Raw genomic sequence first — 23063 nt, forward strand, 5'->3', positions numbered from 1 at the left:
GCGGTCTAATCCTTTGAAACGACGTATTTTTGTCACTGTTGTCATCCTGGTCGTTGTGGCCCTGCTATTGTTTGGGAACCAACTAGCGGGACGGGCGCTTGATGCCAAGCTAGGGCCCCTGTTGACCCAAGAGCTCGGGCTGCCGGTGCAACTCGCGCCGATAAAGGCTGACCTGCTGCAACTGACGGCGCAAAGCTCGACATTAACCATGGGGGATACCAAGAATCCTGCCGTTGTGGCCACCGAGGTAGAGGTCTCACTGGTACTGTCTGCCCTATTGCATGGCGAAATCCGATTGCGACACGCTAGCGCTAACGACCTCATGTTACGCCCATCACGCTGGCCCAGCTCTGATACACCTGCGGCCAAAGATTACCTGTTCCTCGACCCGTGGCTTCCCGCGGATCTAGCCGTCGAGAGCGGACGTTATGTCAGCGATGAAGGCGACGACTATGCGCTCAATCAACTGCACTGGCAGCGCACAGTGCGCGAGGGCATAAGCGTGCAATGGTGGGAGCAACGTCAAGCGGGGAAACTGACCCTCGACGTACAACTAGCAGCCCTGAAAAATTTGCTCCTGCTGGCCCCTGTAGAAATAGATGCGACGATGCAGATTGCAAACAAACCTGACTCCCAGGTATCTCTCAAAGCCAAAATCCAGCAGGGAGAATCAGCGGCCTATTCAGTGCGGGCTGACATTCAAGCAGCCGACATGAGCGCACAGGTCAATGCGACTGGCAAGGTGGCCTGGAGTCTTCCAGACCAGTCTGACACCACTATTCCCGAGCTCGAGTTAGAGCAACTATTGGCTCTATTTGACACTTATAGCGACTCGGGGGTTACAAAAACCACTGATTCAACACTGGCCTCGACGCTGCCACGACTCACTCTGCCTGCGCATCGAGGCCAAGTCTCCATCAAGAAAATCCGCCTGCAGGGTGAGGTAACGGGGGACACCACGTTCACATTAACCACTAGCGAACAGGGCGTGCAGATTGCGTCTCTTGCAAGCAAAGGGCCCACCGGAATTCTAACCGGCGATCTGGCCATTAAAAGTGATCGCCAGGGCTGGACCGTGAGCACGGACGCGACCCTGCAGGCACAAAAAATCAACGCTGGCTTGGCGCCCCAGTTCACCGGCACAAACTGGCTATGGCATACCGGGCACGCAACGCTCGAGGGCAGCGGAGATACCCCGGAGACGTTGCTCAATTCACTGCGGGGCGACATTGCACTGGCAGGGCATTACAACAACAAAGCGGCTACACCGGTGTCCATTGAGGCCCGATTGAATAATACCCCAGACCAGTTCGCACTCGACCACATCGCTATCGTCTTGGGCAAAGGGCAAATCAGTGGGTCAGCCTCATTGTCCGATGGGACGCCGAACACGCTCACGGTCAACGTTAAGAGTGAAAACCTGGCACTGGGCTTTCTGACCACCAATGACGCAGAAACAATGCTTCCTGGGATAGCGATACCAGAGTATCTCAACATCTTTCCGAAGCTGGATTTGGATGTGACCGTGCTTATCAAGGGTCTCGTGACACCTAGGCTCAACCTCATAGAGGCGCAGGCGACACTGCAACGCAATGCACAAGGTGGCACACTCATCGCAACGGGGACTGGCAAGCATGCTGGGACCTTCCAACTGGCTCTGAAGGCTGAAAAACATCCGACCCAACTCGCCGACTTCAAGATGAGCGCAATATTCCACAAGCTAGATTTATCCGCCATTTTCAGACAAAGCGGGGTGGTTTTTAGCCGCACCTCAGGCACTATGCATTTTGCAGGCAGCGGTAAAAGCATGAGCGATGTCTTCAAGACAATGCACGGAAGTTCCGCGTTAACAGTGCAGCTGAGAGCGGATGATAACTGGCAGAGACCCGCCACAAAAGAAGAGCAGTTGTTATTCTCCGGCGAGTCCCACCTTGTGACCGACAAGGGCAGGATTGTCGGGATGGAGCTTCAAGAAATCAATATCGATTCTTTTGATCAAGATTTGACGGGGAGCATCTCAATTGTGTCTGGCCGACAGCCATGGATCATTGCCAACCTGAAATCGAAAAAACTCAACATCTCGGAACTGCGCTCTCTTCTGCCCCAATCTGCCGACGATGCCGATGATGCTGGACTATTTTCCTCAATGATGAATCTCGGTGAGGCCCAGGTGTCACTCAACGCAGAATCACTGAAGATTGATGACGTGGTGTTGTCAAGCTTGCAGCTCGAGGCAGTATCAGGCGCTGAGATGTTTGATGTGAAAATGTTAAATTTCACCACCCGCAATGGCTCTGCGAAAAGTCAGGCCAAGATTTCGTGGGAAGGCAAGCAAGCGACACTCGAAGCCACTGCGGAGCTATCGGATATTGATCTAGACAAGTTCCTGATTCAGGGCATCAAAGAGCAACATGTCCCCGTCTCGGGTTCAGCCAAGCTAACCAGCGAAGGGAGTACGATCGGAGAACTGGCAAGCAACATGGTCGGTTATATTAATCTTCAGGCTACCAAACCCCAGCAGGGAGAGTCCCTCCAGGCCCGCCGCAAACTCGAGATGAAGGCTACGCGACTGCTCGATGGCATGCATGCGGAAATCACCACGCTGCAATGGGGAGAAAGCGACCTATCAGGCAGTATTCGCTATCACCGCACAACTCCCTCGTTACTGAAAATCAAGCTGCACAGTAGCGCCTTGTCGCTGCTGCCTTGGGAAAACGCTGAGATCGCCGCAAACGCTAAAGCCAAGAAAACTCAAAGTACCAAAAGCACAACAGACCTGTCTTCTGTCGCTAGCACGAGTGCCTCGTTTGTGGGCGACATACTGTTAAGCCCGCTGCGATTTCTTGCTGGTGAGGATAAGGATAAGGATAAGAGTGATGTCACATCCAGTGACAAATTGTTTAGCCCAAACCCCTTGCCCATAGACGCCATAAAGCATTTCAATGTGGAGATTGCTGTGGAGCTGGATTCGCTGGAAAGTACAGTGATTAGCGCAAAGGCGCTGAATGTAAATGGCCATCTCATCGATGGTGAATTGTTACTGAAGGCCAGCCTTGGCCAGCTCAGTGGGGGCAGCGCTGAGGCCAGCGTCAATTTTAATGCCAAGGCATTACCACCCGTGCTTAAGCTCACCAGTACGTATAAGAACATGCTCGGGCTAGCAGACGGAAACACCTTTCCCCGCAGCGGCTTCATCTCTATTGAAAGCCACGGGCAGAGCGAGGCTGAACTTGCCGCCAACACTAGTGGCCTGCTCTATATGGAACTAGGCAAAGGACCTCTCGATTACTCCAGCTCAGCACTGTTCACGGCCGACCTGGTCAGTTCCATTTTCACTACGCTGATACCCGGTATCGAGCGTGAAAAATCGCAGCTCGAATGCGGCGTCGCTGTGGCGCTACTCAAGGACGGCAAGGGTGTTACGCCCTATGGCTTTGCCCTGCGTACCAATGATGCTAATTTGCTCGGGCACATTCAGGTCGACCTTGGCCAAGAGACCATACACATGAATCTGGATTCAAGGGGTCGCCAGGGTATAGGCATCTCTGTCGGAAGTGTCTTTTCTAATACAGTCGACATCAAAGGCCCTCTCACCGATCCAGCCATAGTCCCCAACGCCGCCAGCATTCTAGTGCGCGGCTGGGCAGCCGTTATGACCGCGGGCCTGTCTGTCTTGGGCGAAAGCATGATCAAACGGGTTCTGGCCAGCGAAAACCCCTGCCCACAGATCAATCAGCAGATCAGCAAAGACTTGTGCCTCAAAAATCCGCTCGCCGCCTCCTCAGAAATGGTTTGCCCCAAAGCCTGAAGAATTGCGCTATAATGTAAATTCACAATGGGGGCGATTCGGATTCGACGACGGTTGCGAACCCTGAGGTGCATGCCGTGATGGTAGCCAATCACGTAAATCCAAAGCTGCAAACTATTAGTTGCCAATGACGACAACTACGGTGCTCAACTAGCTGCGTAAGCAGTTTTTTGTTGCACTTCTGGCGGATTCGTCCGCCAGCGGTCTTTAGCAAGGTGCCAGCCCCGCGCTACTGACTGTCATCTAGAACTGGATCGCTGCAAGGACTGTCTTGGACCGCGCTGCTAAACTTAAACAAGACTCGCCAACTACGTCCTGCCCGTTGGGCTGTATGCGGTTAAATTAATTAACGGAATCTAAGCATGTAGAGCTGAAGGCAGAGTACTGGCGGACGCGGGTTCAATTCCCGCCGCCTCCACCAAATCAAGGATTCTAGCAAGATCCAGCAACATTCAGAATCATCCTATAACCCGCTTAAATGCGGGTTTTTATTGCCCAAAACGCTGCAATTATGTCAACTTCAGCGGCCTATGACGTCCGAAGTGATACATTGACATCCGGGGGCAACAAGGGGCAACATCGGGGGCACCCAAGCAAAATACCAAACTAGTTGCCCCCCATGCCCTTATCAGACGCCAAGATCAAGAACGCCATGCCCAAGGAGAAGACCTACCGCGTCTACGACGAGCGGGGCCTGTATCTGGAGGTTTCTCCCAAGGGGGGCAAGTGGTGGCGCTTCAAGTATCGCTTTCGCGGCAAGGAGAAGCGAGTTTCTCTTGGGACTTATCCCGATACCAAGCTGGGCAAGGCCCGCGAAAAGCGTGATGAGGCCCGTAGACTCGTCAGCGAAGATATAGACCCCAGCCAGCACAAGAAGGCCCACAAGGCCGCACAGGCCCACCTGAGCGCCAACAGCTTCGAGCTGGTCGCCCTGGAGTGGCACTCCAAGAAGTCGCCCGCCTGGAGCCAGATCCACGCAGACAACATCACGGGGCGACTGAAGCGTGACGTATTCCCCTGGATGGGCCAGCGCCCTATTGCCGAGATCACCGCGCCGGAACTCCTGCAGGTCATCCGTAGAGTAGAAGAGCGCGGTGCCATTGAGACAGCCCATCGCGTGCTGAGTAACTGCGGTGAAGTGTTCCGCTATGCCATTGCGACAGGCCGTGCTGAACGCGATGTACCCGCAGACCTCCGAGGCGCACTCCAACCAGCGATCAAAAAACACCTCGCTGCCGTAACCGAACCGAAGCGAGTAGGCGAACTACTTCGCATGATCGACGGCTACCAGGGAACACTGACCGTAAGATGCGCACTCAAGCTCGCCCCACTGGTATTCGTGCGCCCAGGAGAGCTTCGCACTGCCAAGTGGGAAGACATCAACCTAGATCAGGCAGAATGGCGATTTATCGTTTCGAAAACCAAGACCCAGCATATCGTGCCCTTATCCAACCAAGCGGTCGCCATCATCAAAGAACTGCAACCACTCACTGGACAGCGGGAGTTTGTCTTTCCGGGAGCCAGAAGCCCCAAACGACCAATGAGCAACAACGCCATATTGTCGGCAATGCGCCGAATGGAGATTGGCAAGGAAGAGATGAGCGGCCATGGATTCAGGGCGATGGCGAGAACTATTCTGGATGAAGTCTTAGAAATCCGCCCAGACATAATTGAACACCAACTAGCCCATCAGGTTCGCGATCCTTTAGGCCGAGCTTATAACAGAACTGCACACCTGCCCGAGCGACGCGCAATGATGCAAGACTGGGCTGACTACCTCGACAGCCTAAAAACCTAAACCCAAAAAATCACATGGAAATGAATTCTCCGAATACCCTCCACCGAGCTGCCATTTTTCAAGCTTCAGCTGACGGACTGCAGATACCATTCGCGTACATCAAAGTCTACTGGCATGTCTGAACCTAGTATACCTATTAGGCTAGAAACGCGCTCAGTACTCTAGGACGATAATTCATATCGACAACCAACCCATCTTCCATGCGTCCGCAGAGGGCAATGAGTTCGTCCACCTTAGCGACGATACGAAGCTGCTCTTTAAGTGGTGTAAGTGGAATTGCCAACGCCCTAAGCATACCTTGGTTGATTTTAGGCATAGCCTTCTGCGCGCCTGTTGCAACTGTCGACAAATATCTGCGACTATAAGGGCCGATAGAGGCGAAATGGATAAATCTAAGGCGGACTTGGCCACTTGGCCTTACTCTCATCATTAAATCAGGATAAATAAATTGCCCCGAAGGACCATCATATATAGCAGCGATACCAACATATTCACGCGTATTCCCTCGTTGAAATAGAAGATCATCTAGGTGTAGCCACAAGTCAGAATCAACATCTACATCGGCTTCAACCCTTTTAAAATGCGAACAGTCGAAAAAGCCACTCGTAGTAGCTATAAGGGTTATCGCTTTTGGAGCATCGCTTCGCTCGGACTTTCGCAGTGAAAGTCCGTGCTGTGGGCCAGAATCAACTACATCTCCAAGCGAAGCCCAAACCCAAATAGGAGGCAGTTCAAAAGGCTGCCCGCCTACCTGTTGCCTGGTCTACCTACGCCGATCAGACTGTCTACCCGCCACCACCTGAGCGAGAAGATCGTCTCCATTACCTTCTTCAATAATTTGCTCTGCGAGACACCCTCGCACTGCAAGACCAAGAATTGTGCGCCTCAACAGCTTAACCTGGCCTGGTGGGTTCTACCCCGTTTCCAAGGTGTCCATAGTGGATATCCTTTAGTGATGACAAATAGGTGATTATGTCACCACTAATTTAATCAATAGTATTTTCAATTTTCTTAATTTAGGCAGCAGTCGGTTTGCCAACTACCGTCATTAGCTTGTCGTAATCCGTTACCACATCATACTTCACTTTTTCCCCAGTACTTGATTCTGCCAGTTTCTCAAAAAACTTTCTGGCACAGTCAATTTTTCGACCTTCAATGCCACGCAAATCTAGACTAGACATCGAGCCTTTAGTTTCCGCAATGAAATAAACATGCTTAACAGAACCTTCTTTAAAGGATATAGCCCAGTCAGGGTTGTAGTCACCTACAGGTGTAGGAATGAAGAATCCGCCTGGAAGTTTCGCATAAACGACCACCTCGTCGCTTACATCAAGCTTTTCAGCAAAGTTCTTTTCAACTTTGGAGTCAGTTATCACATAGTCATAGATATGGCGTTTTAGCGGCTCTGTGGCTTTACTGAAGTCTTGCTTGCTTTGTGATGCCGTGAAAATATTGGAATCAAAGGTTTGATCTGTTTCATCATAGCTAAGCTTATTGATGATGATACTGGCCTTTTGCTCTTTGATAAGGCGCGATACTTCAGAGATAAATTGCTCGGGGTTCTTCTTAAACAAACCAAATTTATAGTCTTCAATGCCTGTTAAAATAGCCGCTGCCGTTTTACGGGTTAAAACCGTGGCTTCGCCTATTTTACCCAGCAGATCATATTCCACCCTTGAATGAACACTGCCGCTGGTTTTATCATCGTAGCTTTCTTTAATGGCAAAACCCTTGCCATCTCTTAAGGCACCATCAGTAATACCGCTATTCATTTCACCTGATTCAACACGATATGTTAGCTCAGTGACTTTAAGCTCTTTATTAATCACAAAAACAGCGTTATCAATCAGCTCTTGAGAATCAAAGTCGACTTTATAAACTGCTTTCTTGTTAATTCGATTCCAAAGCTCTTTGAACTCTTTCTTATTAAAGTTGTCATTCAACGGGTTGGTTTTTGGTTTACGACCATCACCAAAGTCAGGCATTTGATTAACATCGAATACGCCATCTACCAGTTTTAAAATGGCTTCGGTATAAGGTTGTAATTCAGCCGGTAAATCGGGCAACTTACCTTCGGCTTTGGCCGAATGATATTCTGGGGTTATTTCATCGGCATCGTTAGTAAAGTCATTCTTCATTAAATAGCGATAGATTTGATTCGCCATTATCTCAGTAACAACTATCTCACCCGAATCCGTTTTTAAGGTCTTGCCATTAAAGTATTCTTTATCTGCCTTACGCGGTCTTGCGGCTAGGGTAGCTGCAATCTCAGTTTGCAGATTAGTCACGAAGTCTTGATAGCTTTCGCTGGCAACCACTGTCAGTACGTTTATATCGTGAACCGTTGACGGTTGATCTTGTCGATCACCACTTTGATTAACAGAAATACGCAAACCACGCCCTACCTCTTGGCGGCGTGAAATAGTGTTGTCGCTGTTTTTAAGTATGCACATGGTAAATACGTTAGGGTTATCCCAACCTTCTCGTAGTGCTGAGTGAGAGAAGATAAAGCGCAGGCTTTTCTTGGCAAGTGCTTCTTCACCATCGGCAGGCTTAGGTAACGACAGTAGAGCTTCTTTATCTTTCAGGATTAGATCATAGGCATCGACATCTGTGCTTTGTGTCTTTTCTGACTTAGACGATGTAACGCTATCAACCATCTTGCCTTTTTTATCGATAGAGAAGTAACCCTGATGCGTAGCCTCAACCTGAATGTTTTTTAGGTAAGCGTGGTATTCAGGGTTAAGTTCCAATTGATCCAACTTATAGGCAATTTGCTCTGTGTACTCTTCCTCAAATATCGTCGCATATTGGCCTTTATTACCTAGAGCATCGTAATCACGGTATTTAGCCACTTCATCAATAAAGAATAGTGATAAGACCTTAATGCCTTGCTTGAACAACTGCTCTTCTTTTTCTAGGTGGGCCTTAATGGTTTCACGAATCTGAATACGACGGCGCACGGCTTCATCCACATCACCAAAGGCATCGCCAGCCGTTAATATCACGCCATTGGTAAATTCGACGGTATCGGTATTAGCATTAATATCTGCGACAACATAGTGCTTATATTGATCAAGTTCACCACTTTTAATATAGAGGTCATCGCCTTTGCCTATGAGTTTTCGTTTCTTTTTTATAACGCCCGTCTTTAATTTTTCTTCAATCTCTACCCAGGCTTTAGGTGCCTGCTTTGAAATTTCGATATTCTCTAAATACAAATAAGATGCCGTTCCACCTTGGCCCTTTACACTGATGCCGCGCACCGCAATTTTTTTAACGAGTTTTTGGTTGTAGGCGTCTAGCGCATCCAATCTATGGATCTTCAAATGATTGGTTTTATGGGTGGCAGAATAACGAATCACCATTAGTGGCTTGAATTTAGCTAACGACTCAAGGGTTTTGTCACCCTCCATTTTTTGTGGTTCATCTAAGAATAATATGGGGCGGTTAGCGCTGATGACATCAATGGGGCGGCGCGACTGAAAGTCATCTAGCTCTTCGTAAATACGTCGATTGTCTTTACCCGTCGCATTAAAGGCTTGAATGTTGATGACCATTACATTGATGCCAGTATTACTTGAGAAAGATTCTATATTTGGCAATTCAGTTGGTTTAGAGCTATAGGTGAAGAAGCGAACCTTCTTACCATAACTGTCGGCAAAGTGATCTGCAGTAATTTGCAATGACTTAGTCACGCCTTCACGAATCGCAATACTGGGCACAACAATGATGAACTTGCTCCAGCCGTATTTTTGATTCATCTCGAACATGGTTTTGATGTAGCAGTAGGTTTTACCCGTACCAGTTTCCATCTCAACATCTAAGTGCACGGGTGCGATGGCGCGTGCATTTTTCAAATAGCCTGCTTTCACAGGCTCAATCGTTTTTTTCTTATCGTTCTTTAACGTAAATTCAATTAGCGATGAACTTACTGGCAAATTTTGGCGGCTTTGCACTTGCTGGATATTGCGAAGCAACTCAGCTTCATCGAGTTTAATATCAGGGTTACGAAAACCTTCATCACTGTCGATAGCAAGACTTGCTTGCTGGCCAGCGTTATTAGAAACACCTTTATCTAAACGATAATTGAGCGGGTTGATTTTTGGCTGACCTTGAAAGCAATCGACCACCGCTTCCACGGCTGCGGTTTGGTAAGCTTGGCTTTTAAACTTAATCTTCACGAATTAATGCCCCTATATCGCTTTGATATCGGTGGCCGGAGCCAACTGTTTGAAAATTTGCTCTATATTGATTTTTACGCTGTCAGATACAAAACCATCATCACGGAACACCACGCGCAAGGGTTTTTTCGCTGCAAGGGCTTTAATTAACGCCTCATCTATATCTTTGTCGAAACATGCTACTAAATCATCGTCGTTTACGAAATAGACTTCTTTGCCTTCGATGGCTTTCTTGTGAATTGGTAAGGATAAATCGACACCCCAATCGAGCATAATTTGAAATAATAAATCCTCGCTGCTGCGGTCGTTTTTGATGTGATCTATTTGATCAAGCAAGTCGCCTTTAGCTACTGAGTCAGGCGTATAGTGCACCTCATTCATATTGCTGGAATCGATTTTAATTACGCGGAAGCCTGTATCTAAACTAGTAGACTCTGGATTTTCTTCATTAATTTTTTTGCTTGCTCGACGGATACGTTCTTTGCCAATATCTGAAATATTCTTATATTTACCTGATGATATTTCTTCTGGCAGCTGAACCATTATAAATTTTCTTTTACCACCATCTTCAGAATTTAGTGCCATAACGGAAGCAGCCGTCGTAGCTGAGCCTGCAAAGAAATCTAAAACTATTCCGTTTTTATCATCTGCTATATCAATAAGGGTTTTGATTAACTTAGTTGGCTTCGGTGTTGGGAAGTTTTCAGTTTCATCATCATTGTCTGAAAACAAGTCCTTAAGCTCTTCATTTGCTTTTTTATTACTACCGAAATTATTATGATCCCAAAAGGTTGAAATAGTCTTAACCCCCCCTTTTTCTGCAAGAAATATTTTTTGCATTGGTACTGCGCTCCCATCCTTCCCCCACCAGATACGATTATCATTACGGAGCCTTTCAACTGAATCCTTTGCAATCCAACACCTCCCAGAAGATGGATAATACTTCCCCCCATTAGGCGAAGTAATTTCGTATAATCCTGTTGACTTACCGGTTTTTTTATATGACGCACCACGCGACCCTGTTAATAAGCTAACAGTCAAAGGAGCTGTCCTCCAATCCCCCCTAGGGTCATTGTCAGGATTTTTATATACTTTGAGCGCTTCTTCAGACATCGGTAATTTTTTTAGAACAATTTCCTCAGCGACTTTTCCGTAACACAGAATGAAATCATGGCTTTGCGAAACATTATGACTTGCATTGCTTTTTACGGAGTGAAATTTCTGCCAACAAATATTGGCAATAAAATTTCCTTCACCGAAGACCTCGTCACACATTCTTTTTAGGTTTGCATGCTCGCCATCGTCTATACTTATAAAAATAACACCTTCATCCTGAAGTAAATTTCTGGCAAGCTTTAATCTAGAATACAACATGCTTAACCAATCTGAATGAAACCGCCCGTTAGATTCCGTATTGGCTACAAGGCGGTTACCCTGTTCATCCTTTTGCCCTGACTCTTGTAAATACTCGTCAGTTGACTCAGAAAAGTTATCCGCATAAATAAAATCTTTACCTGTGTTGTATGGCGGATCAATATAGATCATCTTCACCTTACCCAAATACGTCTCTTGCAGCAGTTTTAACGCATCAAGATTATCGCCTTCAATAAACAAGTTCTCGGTTGTATCAAAATCTACCGACTCTTCACGACAGGGACGCAGTGTTTTAGCTATAGGTGCATTGGCCGTTAAAAGTGCCTCTTTCTTACCCGGCCAATTTAACTGGTACCGCTCTTGCGGGCCTTCAACAATATTTTTAGACAGCTCTTGTTTGAGCAGATCAAAATCTACCCCGTTTATTAGCTCACCATTAGCGTCTTGCTTCTCAGTTTTGCAATTGGGGAAGAGTTCTAACAACTTATCAATATTCTGCTGTGTGATGTCGGGGCTGTGCATTTTTAGCTTTTCCATATTGGTCTCTAATCTTATAAATTTTGTATGTTGTAAGGTTTATGGCTTAAGTAGCGCTTTAATTATTCGCTATCTTAACCTCCAATAAGCTCGGCCAGCTGTTTTTTTAAGGCTTTAAACTGATCATTCAGTTCGCGCTTACGGTTAAACTGTTTTTCTTTATCACGCTTGACTTTTATCTGTTTGATTTGTTTATTCAGTGCTTCTATAGCTGCCAGGTCTGCGAGTTTATCCTCTAGGCTGCGCTTTTCTTGTAGTGGCTTAGTATGCTCATAGGTGCTTTTCGGTTCTTGTAAATTCTTTGCTCCTTGAAAACCCAAAGGCATGAGCGCTTCCAGCAACTGGTTGTACAGGCTCTCTAAACTGGTTGCAGCGGGTAATGGTGCAACATGCTGGCTGCTTGGCACTAACCACTGGCTTTTTAGGTACGCGCTTTGCTGCCATTTTTCTTTATTGCTTTGCGTGAGAGTTCTAAGTTTATGGGCAGCTTGATAGGCGATTTCTTGCTCTGTTGTGTTTGCCTCTTTTGTATCACGAGTCAGCATAAATAAGGTAGGGTGCGGTATGGCTTTGTCGATCGCAGTTAATATTTTTTCATCAAGGGTTTGCGATTTTAGTTTTATGTGAATTACTTCTAGCTCATGCACTTGTTCGGTTTTGGAAAGGTTTATGGTGCTTTCGGCTAGTTTGTACGCCCACTTAATTTGGGTGACTTGCTCTACGAATAGTTTTTTTAACTCGGCGTTAGCACCCGCTTGGCTGTAGAGCTTTTCTTTGGGGATAACACGGCCAAACTTGGCAGTCTCTGGAAACTTCCAATGGGTACGGGGTTGGTTTTGTTTGTTGGCGTCATCCATCATTATTATTCATCACAGCTATTGATGCTCGCCTTGTATGACAATAAAAGCCAGTAGCTCGAAGTCATCCAAGCCTTGAATGCTATTCACTAGCGCAGTGGTTTCTCCACTGCTGAATAAGCTGTCTAGGTCTTTCTCTTCTTTTACGTCCACCATGCTGCGTATGGCATCGCTGAGCAGGCTTGAGTAAGGTTCCATATTGCGGCCATCTTGAGTAGCTGAGTTAAACAGGGCGCAGACATTGGCAATAGGACTGGTATGGTTTTTACAGCAGCTTCTTGTTAAATCCAGGAGCCGCTTCACTTCGGTGTGGTCTGCAACAATCTCTCCGTCATTACTGATGTAAACTAGGTAATAAGGGTGCAGCCGGTTTTGCTGGTCAATATTTACTGTGTCGTTAATATTCTTAAGCGCAAAGATTACCCCTGGGTTTAAGCCCTTTTTTGGATTGGCTGGCACAACGGCATGCATTCCATTGGGGGCGGTTATAGGCTCGCCATATTTTTCGACCATACCCATGAGATCCATTCGAAAGTCGTTTAAGCCAAGGTCGGTTATGGATACACCCGTTTTCAAGTCCTCTAGCTCAACCACTTCTTCTTGCAGGCGTTTGAGTTGTTCTTTTCGGTAACTTAGATCATTGGCTTTGGCACTAAGTACATTGTCATCACCGGTGGCTGTGACATCTACGATGGTCATGCGGCTTTCAACACGATCTTTTAGATTGATGTATTCATCGAGCGAAATATCAGGCCAGTAGTTGACCAGCTGTATGGATTCGTTCGATGATCCAATACGGTCAACACGGCCAAAGCGTTGAATAATACGCACAGGGTTCCAATGGATATCATAGTTAATGAGGTAGTCACAATCTTGTAGATTTTGGCCTTCTGAAATACAGTCGGTGGCAATCAGAACGTCTATCTCCGACGGTTCTTGCGGAAGAATGGCTTCCTTAGACTTAGATATGGGAGAGAAGAGCGTGAGTATTTCTTGTATGTCGTATCCGCGTTTTGCGCTTTTAAGGGTGCTTTTAGGTGAGCTAGAGCCTGTTACCATCGCTGTGTGTATTTGCTGTATCGACCATAATTGGGGCGCCAATTGCTCGTACAGATATTGGGCCGTATCGGCAAAGGCGGTGAAGATTATAACCTTTTTATTGCCCTTGCCCTTTATCGTATTGATCGGCTGCTCAATCTTGTCGTCAACGTGCTTTACTAGGTGTTGTAACTTAGCGTCATCTTTAGGTGCAATTTTGGAGACAGACGCCAGTAAGGAATCAATTATTTCTAGGTCGGCACTTAAATCTTGCTGCCAGGAAGGTAAGTCCATATCCATTAGCTGGATTTGTACTTTTTTACCGATACTCATTTCTTGAAAGGCTTCGCCATCATCGTCATCCAGCAGGTCCATTGCCTCTTCTAGATCGCTTATTTCTGTTACGCCGCCCATGCTATGGAATTTATCGATTAATGCTAAGACACGATTGTGATTATCTGAGAGTGACTGCAAGGTTTTACGAAACGAATAAACCGAACTCTCTAAGCGCTTGAGCAAGTTGGTGGTCATAAGCGCCACTAGGCTCTTCTCGCGGTCAACTTGCCTCAGTTTGCCCTTACCCCCGTCTACTTCGGTATCGTATAGCTCTTCGTATTTTTTTAATCGGCTTGGCAAGATATAACTTATGGGCGCATAGACTGATAGCTTGAGTAGCTTAAGGTGATCGAATATATCATTTAGGCTGACGACATCGTTGCGTGTGGTCAGGGGGCAACGATAAGACAAAGGCGCTCTTCGCTTGGGGAAATGCCCAATATCTGTGGTGTCATAAAAGGTTTGAATGTGTTTGCGTGAACGGGCAATGGTGACACTATCTAGCAATTCAAAAAAGTCAATATCTAACGAGTCTAAAATAGCCTTTGGCGTACGCTGCTCTGGCTCTAGTTTTGACCAATCGTTAAAAGCTCTTTGCGCATTTTTAAAGATAGCTTCTACGGTATTACTTGTTTTTAATTTTTTGGTGAGATTGCTTGATTCCCCCTCGTAAGCCAGGGCAAGCTGATTACGCAGATCAGTAAATTTGTTGTTTACTGGAGTGGCTGACAACATCAGTACTTTTGTTTTAACGCCGCTTTTGATGACTTTATTCATCAACTTTTGATAGCGGGTTTCACGGTCGTTAACGGCCAGATCATTTCTAAAGTTATGAGATTCGTCAATCACAACCAGGTCATAATTACCCCAGTTCACTTGATTAAGTTTGGTGCCGAATGATTCCCCTGAAACCCTACTTAAATCAGTATGGCAAAGCACATCATAGTTGAAACGATCTTTTGCCAGTATATTCGTCGTGACATTACGGTTGTAGGTGAGCCAGTTGTCTGCTAATTTTTTGGGGCAAAGTAACAATACAGATTTGTTACGTAGCTCGTAGTATTTCATTACTGCTAAAGCGGTAAAGGTTTTACCTAAGCCAACAGAATCAGCGAGGATGCAGCCGTTGTGCATTTCAAGTTTGTTGATGATGCCTGTGGCACCATCTTTTTGGTAATTGAATAGTGTTTGCCAAATCACCGTATCTTGATAACCCGTTCGGTCGTTGGCCAGTACATCCTCATTCATCTCATCTAAAAATTCTTGGAAGATGTTGTAGAGCATGATGAAGTAAATGCGCTCAGGCGAGTTTTCGTGGTAGACCGACTCGATATGTTGGACGACTTGTTCGGTTACGTCTTCTAGTTTTTCTGGGTCATTCCAGATTTGATCAAAGAGCTGTAAGTACTGTGCAGTGAATGGCATCTGATCAAATTTATGTACGAAGTTGGATACCGCGCTACCTTTTTGGTAGCCAAGGTCTACCGCCGTAAAGCCATTTATCGGTGCGAAAACTGTATCGCCATCTTTAGCTTCTGTTGCAGCAAATGGCTGCATTTGGGCACTTGATGTATTCGATTTAAAAGTTACTTTGTCTTTAATCCAGCTAGCGCATTCTTTGGCGATGGCTTTTTGATTGAGTTCATTCTTCAGGTGTATCTCAAATTCTGACCCGAATACACTGCGCTCCCTATGTATTTTTGGGATATAGAATTCACGATGTTCTTTTTCAATCTTATCGGTAGCTTTCTCTGGAAGGAATGTAGGCGAGGTGAAGATAAATTCGAGAGAGTCTATTTTTGATAACTCTTTTTTTAGGGCGACGAAAGCGTACATAGAAAAGCATGATGCAGCGACCTTTAGCTTTGATTTAGCGGTCAGTGATGACTTTAACTCTTCACCAAATAAGGTGTTTATATTGTCGATTACCTGCATATTCAAACGTCCATTCTCTATAAACTCTTAAGCTAAACTATCAGAGGCGCGCCTCATTAGGTTTACTGCGTTTGTACTGTAATGTACTGTATCGTCCGACAGAGTCCAAAGAGAAATTGAGTTTTTAACAGATACCAGATCAAGATCACTGTGGCTCGACCCTCTAGCGCCACCACCGACATACACTCACTCACGAGATTCGCTCACGGAGGGGCCCATTGAGCAAAAAATCACCAGGAAGTCATGTCATCCCTCCTGACGAGCCAGTCGAGCGGTACTGTCCGACATTAGAATCCCAGTTCGAGCAACTTCATCGGCTGCTATGCAATTACTTAATAATTCCAGACTCGACAGGGTCGATCGCCTCTTACTGCCAACGAATGAGAACTCTCTACTATTCGATGAGAAATCGACTGGAGGATGATTGCGGGATATCGGCACAAGTTGCGGATGCACTGCAAGTACCCGAGATCGAGCATGTACTGAAACTTCTTAATGATCGGGAGGACTCGGTCGAAGGCCAGGAAAAATATACTGAACTAAAGAACGGACAGCTCGAGGACTCCTTTTCAAATGCAGCCGATTGCTGGCAGCAATATCGATGGCATATCTTCGAGGCGGCCAGGATTTTGAGGCTAACCGGGCAACGAATTACGGTGACTGAGGAAAATGATCCACGCCGTTACCCGTGGCTGGAGCAGACCCATCTAGTGTTTACAGAAGATTAGGTATTGCAGTATGTGGGAAAAAACAAAACCAGATGATGAATGCGCTAGCGAAAGCATGCTCAAGGGCATAGATAACCTAATCGACGCCGCCAAGAAGCATAAAGATCGCCAACTTTTCGAAAGCCAGCTTGATCACTTCATAGGCAATGCAAGGCGGGGATACCCGATCCCAGATAGCATCATGTGTTTGACTGCCGATGTTCTTGAGAGGCTGATGCGAGGCCAGGGCGTAGTAAAAGTCTCAGATGTCATCGGACCGAGAAAATCTGGCTCGCGAGGCCGAAAAAGTATCGAGAAACAGGCTGAAGCCAAGAAGGTCGCGCAAATCTTTATCGGTAACAAACTCTTCAAAGAGATGGGCTATCAGGAAAACCTGGAGAAAACTGGCGATGAATGCGGCCTCTCAGACAGGACAGTAGCAACCATCATCAAAGATTATGCGGACCGCGAGCCAGCGTTCCGGTATCTACCGAAAGAATATGGCTAATTTCCTTCAGTGATCAGCAGCAGCTAGTGCCATACCTTGGAAGGCGAGTGTTCAACAACAGCCAAGGAACCACTAGCATGACCAATAGAATCCTGAGACTACCTGAAGTAATCCATAAAACTGGGTTATCCCGGTCCTCCATCTACCTAAAAATTGGCGAATCAGCTTTCCCGACTCCCGTTCACCTCGGCCCTAGAATGGTCGGCTGGCGCCAAGGCGATATAGATGCCTGGATAGACAAGCTTTCTTGCTTAGCCAAACCCGAAGCTGGATCGGAGGCTGGCAAATGACTTCCTATCTCGCGTTCAACCACAGGGAACATGTTGTCGGCAGCCTGGCGGAGACCCTCCAATGGGCAATCCAGACGTCAACTACTCAATCCCAGCCAGTTCATGTAGCCCGCGCCCGCGCCGGTGAGAGATTCGCTCGACTGATCATAGAGGTTTCAAAGGGTGCCCCCTACGCCATTCGTTCTGGCAGATCCATACGCGTGAAGGAGGTGAGAAAACTCAATGGCTAAGTCGATCAGCAAAAAGATCCGGCGCAAAGGCCGATTTATTCAGAAACATGAAGAATGGATGGAGTCTCCAGCATACAGAGACCTTAACCCAGTAGCTCGCTGCCTCTTAGAGGAGTTTCAAAGAGTCTATCTTCCTGGACGAAATGGGCGGCTTGTTTTATCAGTGAGGCAGGCTAGCGAGCGAATTCGGGCAAATAAGGACACCATCGCCAGAGCTTTCCATACGCTTGCCGAGCACGGATATATCGCACTTGAAAAAGGCGAATACTGGCAAGAATCAAAAGCCAGGGAATGGCGCCTGACGATTGAACCCACCAATGGTAGGGAGCCTACCGACGAGTGGCGACTTTGGCAGCCTGGCGCGCCAGTCGCATCTCTGCCCAAGAAAAAATCGCGATCCCAAAAAGAGGGACGTACCTGTACCATTTCGAGGGACAAACCTACCCAATGCGAGGGTCAGCAGTGGAATACTGGTGAGTCTTCGGTGAACAACGTGCTGCAAATCAATGAGTTACGAAAGCGCTAATCAGGCGCCTGTCCGGAATGAGGGGAAACATATATCTATACCATATGCACCTGCCATGGCTTCGGCTAAACCCCTTACCACAGACCTTCTATCGATAGATGTGAGATTGCTCTACCGGGATGGTATTTGCGAGGATGGGGCTCGGCGAACACTTTTCTGGACGGCTGGCGACGTCATTGCTGGTTCCGTGACGGTTATTGGGTTATCTAGCCTCATTTTGATCACGTACGTTGAAAGATCGACCGGTGGCCCCGGAATAGAGAAAGCCGAACCTGTAGCTCTTTCATGGACGGCCTGTCACTTCGGAGGCAAGAGACCTTGGTTCATCTGCCCCAGCCCGCGATGTGGGAGGCGTGTAGCAATTTTATACGGAGGACGAGTATTTACATGCCGCCACTGCAACGAGCTTACCTACCCGTGCCAGAGGGAGAGCGAGAGCGACCGCCTTCTTAGAAAGGCAGAGAAAATTCGAGAACGGCTTAATTCCATCCCGGGAGTGGTAAATCCGTTATCGAATAAACCGGTCTACATGCATTGGAAAACGTTTCTAAGGCTTGTAACTCTCTATGATAAGCACGCACGAAAGAGCTTTGCCCTGTTTAATGAAGAACTGACGCAGTCAAGGTAACTCAACTACCGGGTCAGGCCGTCAACCAAGTTGGCTAATGATTTCGGCCACATTCACCCAACTTAAGTTTAAGCAGGGTAGAATGCAGAGCATTGAATACTAATTTCTGACTTGCAGGCGCATGGCATACGAGTACCTAAACCCAGAAAAGGGTCTGATCTGGAGAATTGCTCACCGTGACAACGTAGAGTGGGTTTTGGCAAATGGCCTGTGCTCAGCGAACTCTGGCATCCAAGACCCCAATTTCACAGCCATTGGCAACCCCGACTTGATTGATCGACGGCAAACCGGCTCCATCCACCTGCCACGAGGAGGCACATTAAAGGAGGGCCTAAAAAATTCGCCTAAGGGTAACTAAGCATATTCGGGGACCATATGATTGGAGTCGCTCTCGACCGTTTAACCCCGCAACAAGCGTAGGCAAAGACAACCCCGACCAGCAGTAGGGGCAACCTATGGGGCAACCTAGACATATAGATTTAAGTAAATTCAATATATTCAATATGTTACCGGCCAAAGTAGATTGACGCCGCCTCCACCATTTCACTATTCCAGCGATCATATCCAACCACGAGCGCTTCTAATACCCTTTAAATACGTCATAATACGCCTTTTGTCGTTCATTAGCGTGCGCTAGAGACCGCCAGCAGCCGCTGGTTTTAGCACGCCAAGATGAACTCCACCAGCGTTCCATGTCCCCCTATATTTAAACGACTTTACCGCATCTGGCAAGCCCATGACCTCGCTTAGTCACGAGGCTATGGGTAGTCAGCGATTGAACATAATCTGCCATTACGCGCACAGGCCTGCCCTCTGGTTGGCCAATGACCGCTAGCGCTCGCGTAATTAAGATTATGTATAAATCCCCGACCTTATGGCTGCGCCACTCCCCAGCCCAACACGGCAAGGTATTGGTCTGGCACGTAACTTTACATAGCAATGCCCAAACCTTACATAGTGTACATATTGCTTGAGGTCTTATAGGCTCTCATGATCAATAATTATTCTGGATGACTTTTCTAATGACCTCAACAACAGCACCACAGCGTAGCGTCTTCGCCTTGTCTGCAGTGATAAGAACTGTTGCCAACTTATTGGTAGGCTCAGCCGCCCTGCTGTTTGTCATAACCGCAAGTGCACAGCCAAGTGGACAGTCTCTGGGGCCTTGGACATGGACCAATGTGACACTTAATGACGCCACAACCGGCGCTCCAAGTGGCACAGTAACCGGGTCGTTTACGTTTGTCTCACTCGGCCCAGCAGGCGGGACCATCACTGCCACTACTACGACAACGGGAGTGGACGCCACTACCTTTGATTCCGGCTATCTCAGCACGGGTGTTGTGTTTCTGAACAGTGCGTTCGACGCAGACTATACAGACGCACCCGGATTTGTCCTTGTGGGCCTTGAATCGACCGTGCCGGGGGGGTTCCCGTTCGAAACAACGGCGGTTAATCTTGCCGCAACGCCAAGTGACGGGAGTGCAGACATTGCCTTCTCTGTGAGCGACGGAACGAGCCGCATTACTGGCGCTGGCAAGGTGACATGCAGTAATGCTGACTGTACTGATTTCACCGATGGCGATGAAGTGGACTACGACTCGGTTCCGCCCCCAACGCTAGTCGGACCTGTTCCCGTAATCACTAACTACCAGTACAGTCTGGATGGAGGGGCCGCTGTCGCCCTAAGCCCGGAGGATAATGCTAGCCCGATCACGATCAGCGGGCTCACCAATGGCACAACTTATTCTATTACACTGCAACCATTAGATAGCACCGGTAACCCTGTGGGTCCACCCTCCGATCCGGTAGAGGTGACCCTAGCAGGCATTCAACCCGGAGCGGGAGCCACAGCTGTGCCTGTAGGCCCTCTGTGGCTCCTAGGCGTCATGGCTGGTTTGCTATCGCTAGTGGCTGTCAGAAAGCTTCGTAAAGCCTGAGTAAGCTCGCTCGAATACGGCAACACACAGCGGCTCCTTCGGGGCCGTTTTGCTGTCAGGTATCCAACCCCCGCAGAAACCACGCGATCCATCGGCATTCCTGTGTTACCCTCTGCCGGCAATGAAATCATGGACGATACTTCCAATGACCCCAACTACAACAGCACCACAGCGCGGCGTACTCGCCTCATTCGCATTCTTGCTTATTTCGATGATGGTATCGGGACAGGCAGCAGCACAAGGTTCAAGCGGATTTAGCACATTCCAGATAAGCTGGTCTGCAGCAGCAGTAGCACCCACAGCAGTGCCCACGATGAGCACCTTTGGCACAGCCTTTTTGGCGGTATTATTGGCTTTGGTGGTTTATCGTGTTTCGCGCAACCGGGGTTTACTTGTTCGGGCAATTGCGCCGCTTGCGACGCTGGGTGTTATTGCCTCTTTTACGATTATGAGTGAACGTCCCATCGCTCAGCCCCCAGCGCCATCACCCGCCGTTGAAGCAAGCAGCTGCAGCGGCTCGGAAACATACACCGCCGATGAGGCTGTTCCGCCTCCTTGCCTCATTAATACATGCGGTTCGGCGATTGTCGTGTCTTATACCTTGGTCGCGGGAGAAACACCAGATGGCACGCCGCTAACGGAGGAGTCCTGTACTCTTGATTATTACTGTGACGAAGTGGGTGACGGAGAGGCCGCTCAGGGTGCTACCATTTCGAGCAATGGACTCCGGTTAGCCACGGCTTTCTGCCTAGAGCAGTTTGACGACTAATAGCGGGAAGCTCGCTCAGTCACTGCAATATACACAGCGGCTCCTTCGGGGCCGTTTTGGTTTCGGGCGTCTCAGCTTGCATACTTTCAGTCGATCAAGGCTGTTACCCTAACCAGCCAGCTCTCCGCACCATCATTCCACCCACCACAGAAATAGGGTGCTATTCATCCACAACATCATCACGTGGTGCTTGTGCTAAAGCTCCCAAGCGACCGCATCTGATGTTCCACCACACATCGCTCCATGAGTTAATAAACATGCGCTGCGGCCCATAGCCGACGTCCCCCACCTGGCTCCTGTGGCGCGCGGAAGGGGCTTGTCTGAGTCTTATAGTCTGTCCCTCGATCACCACACTATTGCTTCTGGCTCCAAGGGCTCCCCGCTGTGGCTGGCAGGCTCACTAGGTCGCATAAATAGGGTTTTCCCTACTCCGCTCGCATAGATTAAGCTGTATCATCAGGTGAACGAGCAGATGTATCGATATTCAGCAAGACGACTATACTGAACGCAACAAGAATAAAGGGATGCAGACATGATGCGCGCATTGATCACTAAGACACTGTTTGTTCTTTCAATACTATCGGCTCAGGCTTTGGCGTTTGATGTCGGTGGCTTCAGTTATACCGTTATCGGTGCAACGACTGATGTCGAAGTAAAGGGTCGCACATCGGGTAACACAGACACGGACATAGTGATTCCTGCCACTGTTTTGGATGGCACAACCACCTACAGCGTTACGACCATTGGGGATTCTGCTTTTTACCAGAAAGCCCTCACCAGCGTGACCATTCCAGACAGCGTGACGACCATTGGGGATGATGCTTTCCGCAACAACTATACCCTCACCAGCGTGATTATCGGAAACAGCGTTACGACCATTGGGATTGAGGCTTTCGCCGGCAACGGCCTCACCAGCGTGATTATTCCAGACGGCGTTACGACCATTGGGAAGGGGGCTTTCGCCATCAACGCCCTCACCAGCGTGACTATTTCAGACAGCGTTGAGACGCTTGGGGAATTCGCTTTCGCCGGCAACGCCCTCACCAGCGCCGCCTTTTTGGGAGATTTCGGAACATTCAGCCTCGATATGTTTCAGGTAAATCCCAAACTAGCGACCATCACCTACGTTCAAGGCGCCACGGGCTGGGATAGTCCGCAGCGGACCTTTATGCCTGAGACTGGCCCAACAGGAAGTGTCACTGCGGAAGCAGCACCAGTACCGACCGCAGCAACGCCCGTCCCCACCAGCCCACTGTGGCTACTGGGCATCATGGCAGGACTGCTATCTCTTGTGGGTATCAGTAAGCTACGTAAAGCCTGAGCCCTCTCAAGCCCGCCTAGTGCGGGTTTTTTGTTGGCTGGGGATTATTCCTATTGCACAGCGTCCTGAGAGGCCGCAGCATGACCCACCACCATAAATAGGGTTTTCCCTACTTCGCGGCCATTAGTAGGAATCAAATACCTTTTGTACCGTGGGATGTACCGTATCGGCACTAGCGGATATTAAATAATCAATATTTTCATGGGGTTATAGCAGCGTTTCAATTCCCGCCGCCTCCACCAAATACACTTAGCATATCTTCAAATACGTCCTAAAA

At 48.0% G+C, this 23063-nt stretch carries 15 protein-coding genes and 1 other RNA gene; 11 read left to right on the forward strand and 5 right to left on the reverse strand.

The genetic code is table 11. The features are described 5' to 3' along the window. The first annotated feature begins 13 nt into the window (after window positions 1–13). The 3 genes from ABXT62_RS12605 (at window position 14) to ABXT62_RS12615 (ending at window position 5606) form a co-directional block, all read left to right on the forward strand. Entirely contained in the window at window positions 14–3808 is a 3795-nt protein-coding gene (locus ABXT62_RS12605; protein ID WP_415355632.1) for a hypothetical protein, read from the forward strand. A 29-nt stretch (window positions 3809–3837) separates the two neighbouring features. Beyond that, window positions 3838–4229, forward strand: a transfer-messenger RNA (tmRNA) gene (gene ssrA / locus ABXT62_RS12610). A 198-nt stretch (window positions 4230–4427) separates the two neighbouring features. Then, on the forward strand, window positions 4428–5606 hold the full coding sequence (locus ABXT62_RS12615) for a tyrosine-type recombinase/integrase (protein ID WP_415355633.1): 1179 nt from the start codon (window positions 4428–4430) through the stop codon (window positions 5604–5606). 136 nt (window positions 5607–5742) lie between these two features. Here ABXT62_RS12615 and ABXT62_RS12620 read toward each other — a convergent pair whose 3' ends face one another. The 5 genes from ABXT62_RS12620 to ABXT62_RS12640 form a co-directional block, all read right to left on the reverse strand. Then, a complete protein-coding gene (locus tag ABXT62_RS12620; protein WP_415358214.1) occupies window positions 5743–6336 on the reverse strand; it encodes a restriction endonuclease subunit S in 594 nt (197 codons plus the stop codon). Between the two features lie 286 nt (window positions 6337–6622). Next, window positions 6623–9790 (reverse strand): type III restriction-modification system endonuclease, encoded by a 3168-nt coding sequence (locus tag ABXT62_RS12625; RefSeq protein ID WP_415355634.1) that lies wholly within the window; start codon window positions 9788–9790, stop codon window positions 6623–6625. 12 nt (window positions 9791–9802) lie between these two features. Next, window positions 9803–11701 carry a site-specific DNA-methyltransferase gene (locus ABXT62_RS12630; RefSeq protein ID WP_415355635.1) on the reverse strand — a complete coding sequence of 633 codons (1899 nt, stop codon included), beginning with the start codon at window positions 11699–11701 and terminating at the stop codon, window positions 9803–9805. Window positions 11702–11775: 74 nt separating this feature from the next. Beyond that, window positions 11776–12561, reverse strand: a complete 786-nt coding sequence (locus ABXT62_RS12635; RefSeq protein ID WP_415355636.1) for a DUF4391 domain-containing protein — start codon at window positions 12559–12561, stop codon at window positions 11776–11778. Between the two features lie 15 nt (window positions 12562–12576). Continuing rightward, window positions 12577–15867, reverse strand: a complete 3291-nt coding sequence (locus ABXT62_RS12640; protein WP_415355637.1) for a helicase-related protein — start codon at window positions 15865–15867, stop codon at window positions 12577–12579. Between the two features lie 401 nt (window positions 15868–16268). On the opposite strand from ABXT62_RS12640, the gene ABXT62_RS12645 reads away from it, so the two are divergent. The 8 genes from ABXT62_RS12645 (at window position 16269) to ABXT62_RS12680 (ending at window position 22786) form a co-directional block, all read left to right on the forward strand. Further along, window positions 16269–16595, forward strand: coding sequence for a hypothetical protein (locus ABXT62_RS12645; RefSeq protein WP_415355638.1), 327 nt, complete (start codon window positions 16269–16271; stop codon window positions 16593–16595). 10 nt (window positions 16596–16605) lie between these two features. Then, complete coding sequence (locus tag ABXT62_RS12650; RefSeq protein ID WP_415355639.1) at window positions 16606–17082, forward strand: hypothetical protein; 477 nt, start codon at window positions 16606–16608, stop codon at window positions 17080–17082. Between the two features lie 77 nt (window positions 17083–17159). Further along, on the forward strand, window positions 17160–17372 hold the full coding sequence (locus tag ABXT62_RS12655) for an AlpA family transcriptional regulator (protein ID WP_415355640.1): 213 nt from the start codon (window positions 17160–17162) through the stop codon (window positions 17370–17372). 222 nt (window positions 17373–17594) lie between these two features. Next, a complete protein-coding gene (locus ABXT62_RS12660) occupies window positions 17595–18128 on the forward strand; it encodes a hypothetical protein (protein WP_415355641.1) in 534 nt (177 codons plus the stop codon). A gap of 749 nt (window positions 18129–18877) precedes the next feature. Then, window positions 18878–19114, forward strand: a complete 237-nt coding sequence (locus tag ABXT62_RS12665; protein WP_415355642.1) for a DarT ssDNA thymidine ADP-ribosyltransferase family protein — start codon at window positions 18878–18880, stop codon at window positions 19112–19114. Window positions 19115–19778: 664 nt separating this feature from the next. Beyond that, on the forward strand, window positions 19779–20696 hold the full coding sequence (locus ABXT62_RS12670; RefSeq protein ID WP_415355643.1) for a hypothetical protein: 918 nt from the start codon (window positions 19779–19781) through the stop codon (window positions 20694–20696). Between the two features lie 145 nt (window positions 20697–20841). Continuing rightward, on the forward strand, window positions 20842–21465 hold the full coding sequence (locus tag ABXT62_RS12675; protein ID WP_415355644.1) for a hypothetical protein: 624 nt from the start codon (window positions 20842–20844) through the stop codon (window positions 21463–21465). A gap of 532 nt (window positions 21466–21997) precedes the next feature. Beyond that, entirely contained in the window at window positions 21998–22786 is a 789-nt protein-coding gene (locus ABXT62_RS12680; protein ID WP_415355645.1) for a leucine-rich repeat domain-containing protein, read from the forward strand. Window positions 22787–23063 lie beyond the last annotated feature (277 nt).

This window comes from Halioglobus sp. Uisw_031 (genome assembly GCF_047729875.1).
Lineage (GTDB): Bacteria > Pseudomonadota > Gammaproteobacteria > Pseudomonadales > Halieaceae > Marimicrobium.

Bases quoted from the DNA above. Each gene is read 5' to 3' on its own strand.
- ABXT62_RS12615 (WP_415355633.1), top strand. From the start codon at position 4,428: ATGCCCTTATCAGACGCCAAGATCAAGAACGCCATGCCCAAGGAGAAG.
- ABXT62_RS12630 (WP_415355635.1), bottom strand. From the start codon at position 11,701: ATGGAAAAGCTAAAAATGCACAGCCCCGACATCACACAGCAGAATATT.
- ABXT62_RS12635 (WP_415355636.1), bottom strand. From the start codon at position 12,561: ATGATGGATGACGCCAACAAACAAAACCAACCCCGTACCCATTGGAAG.
- ABXT62_RS12640 (WP_415355637.1), bottom strand. From the start codon at position 15,867: ATGCAGGTAATCGACAATATAAACACCTTATTTGGTGAAGAGTTAAAG.
- ABXT62_RS12645 (WP_415355638.1), top strand. From the start codon at position 16,269: ATGAGAAATCGACTGGAGGATGATTGCGGGATATCGGCACAAGTTGCG.
- ABXT62_RS12650 (WP_415355639.1), top strand. From the start codon at position 16,606: ATGTGGGAAAAAACAAAACCAGATGATGAATGCGCTAGCGAAAGCATG.
- ABXT62_RS12655 (WP_415355640.1), top strand. From the start codon at position 17,160: ATGACCAATAGAATCCTGAGACTACCTGAAGTAATCCATAAAACTGGG.
- ABXT62_RS12660 (WP_415355641.1), top strand. From the start codon at position 17,595: ATGGCTAAGTCGATCAGCAAAAAGATCCGGCGCAAAGGCCGATTTATT.
- ABXT62_RS12665 (WP_415355642.1), top strand. From the start codon at position 18,878: ATGGCATACGAGTACCTAAACCCAGAAAAGGGTCTGATCTGGAGAATT.
- ABXT62_RS12670 (WP_415355643.1), top strand. From the start codon at position 19,779: ATGACCTCAACAACAGCACCACAGCGTAGCGTCTTCGCCTTGTCTGCA.
- ABXT62_RS12675 (WP_415355644.1), top strand. From the start codon at position 20,842: ATGACCCCAACTACAACAGCACCACAGCGCGGCGTACTCGCCTCATTC.
- ABXT62_RS12680 (WP_415355645.1), top strand. From the start codon at position 21,998: ATGATGCGCGCATTGATCACTAAGACACTGTTTGTTCTTTCAATACTA.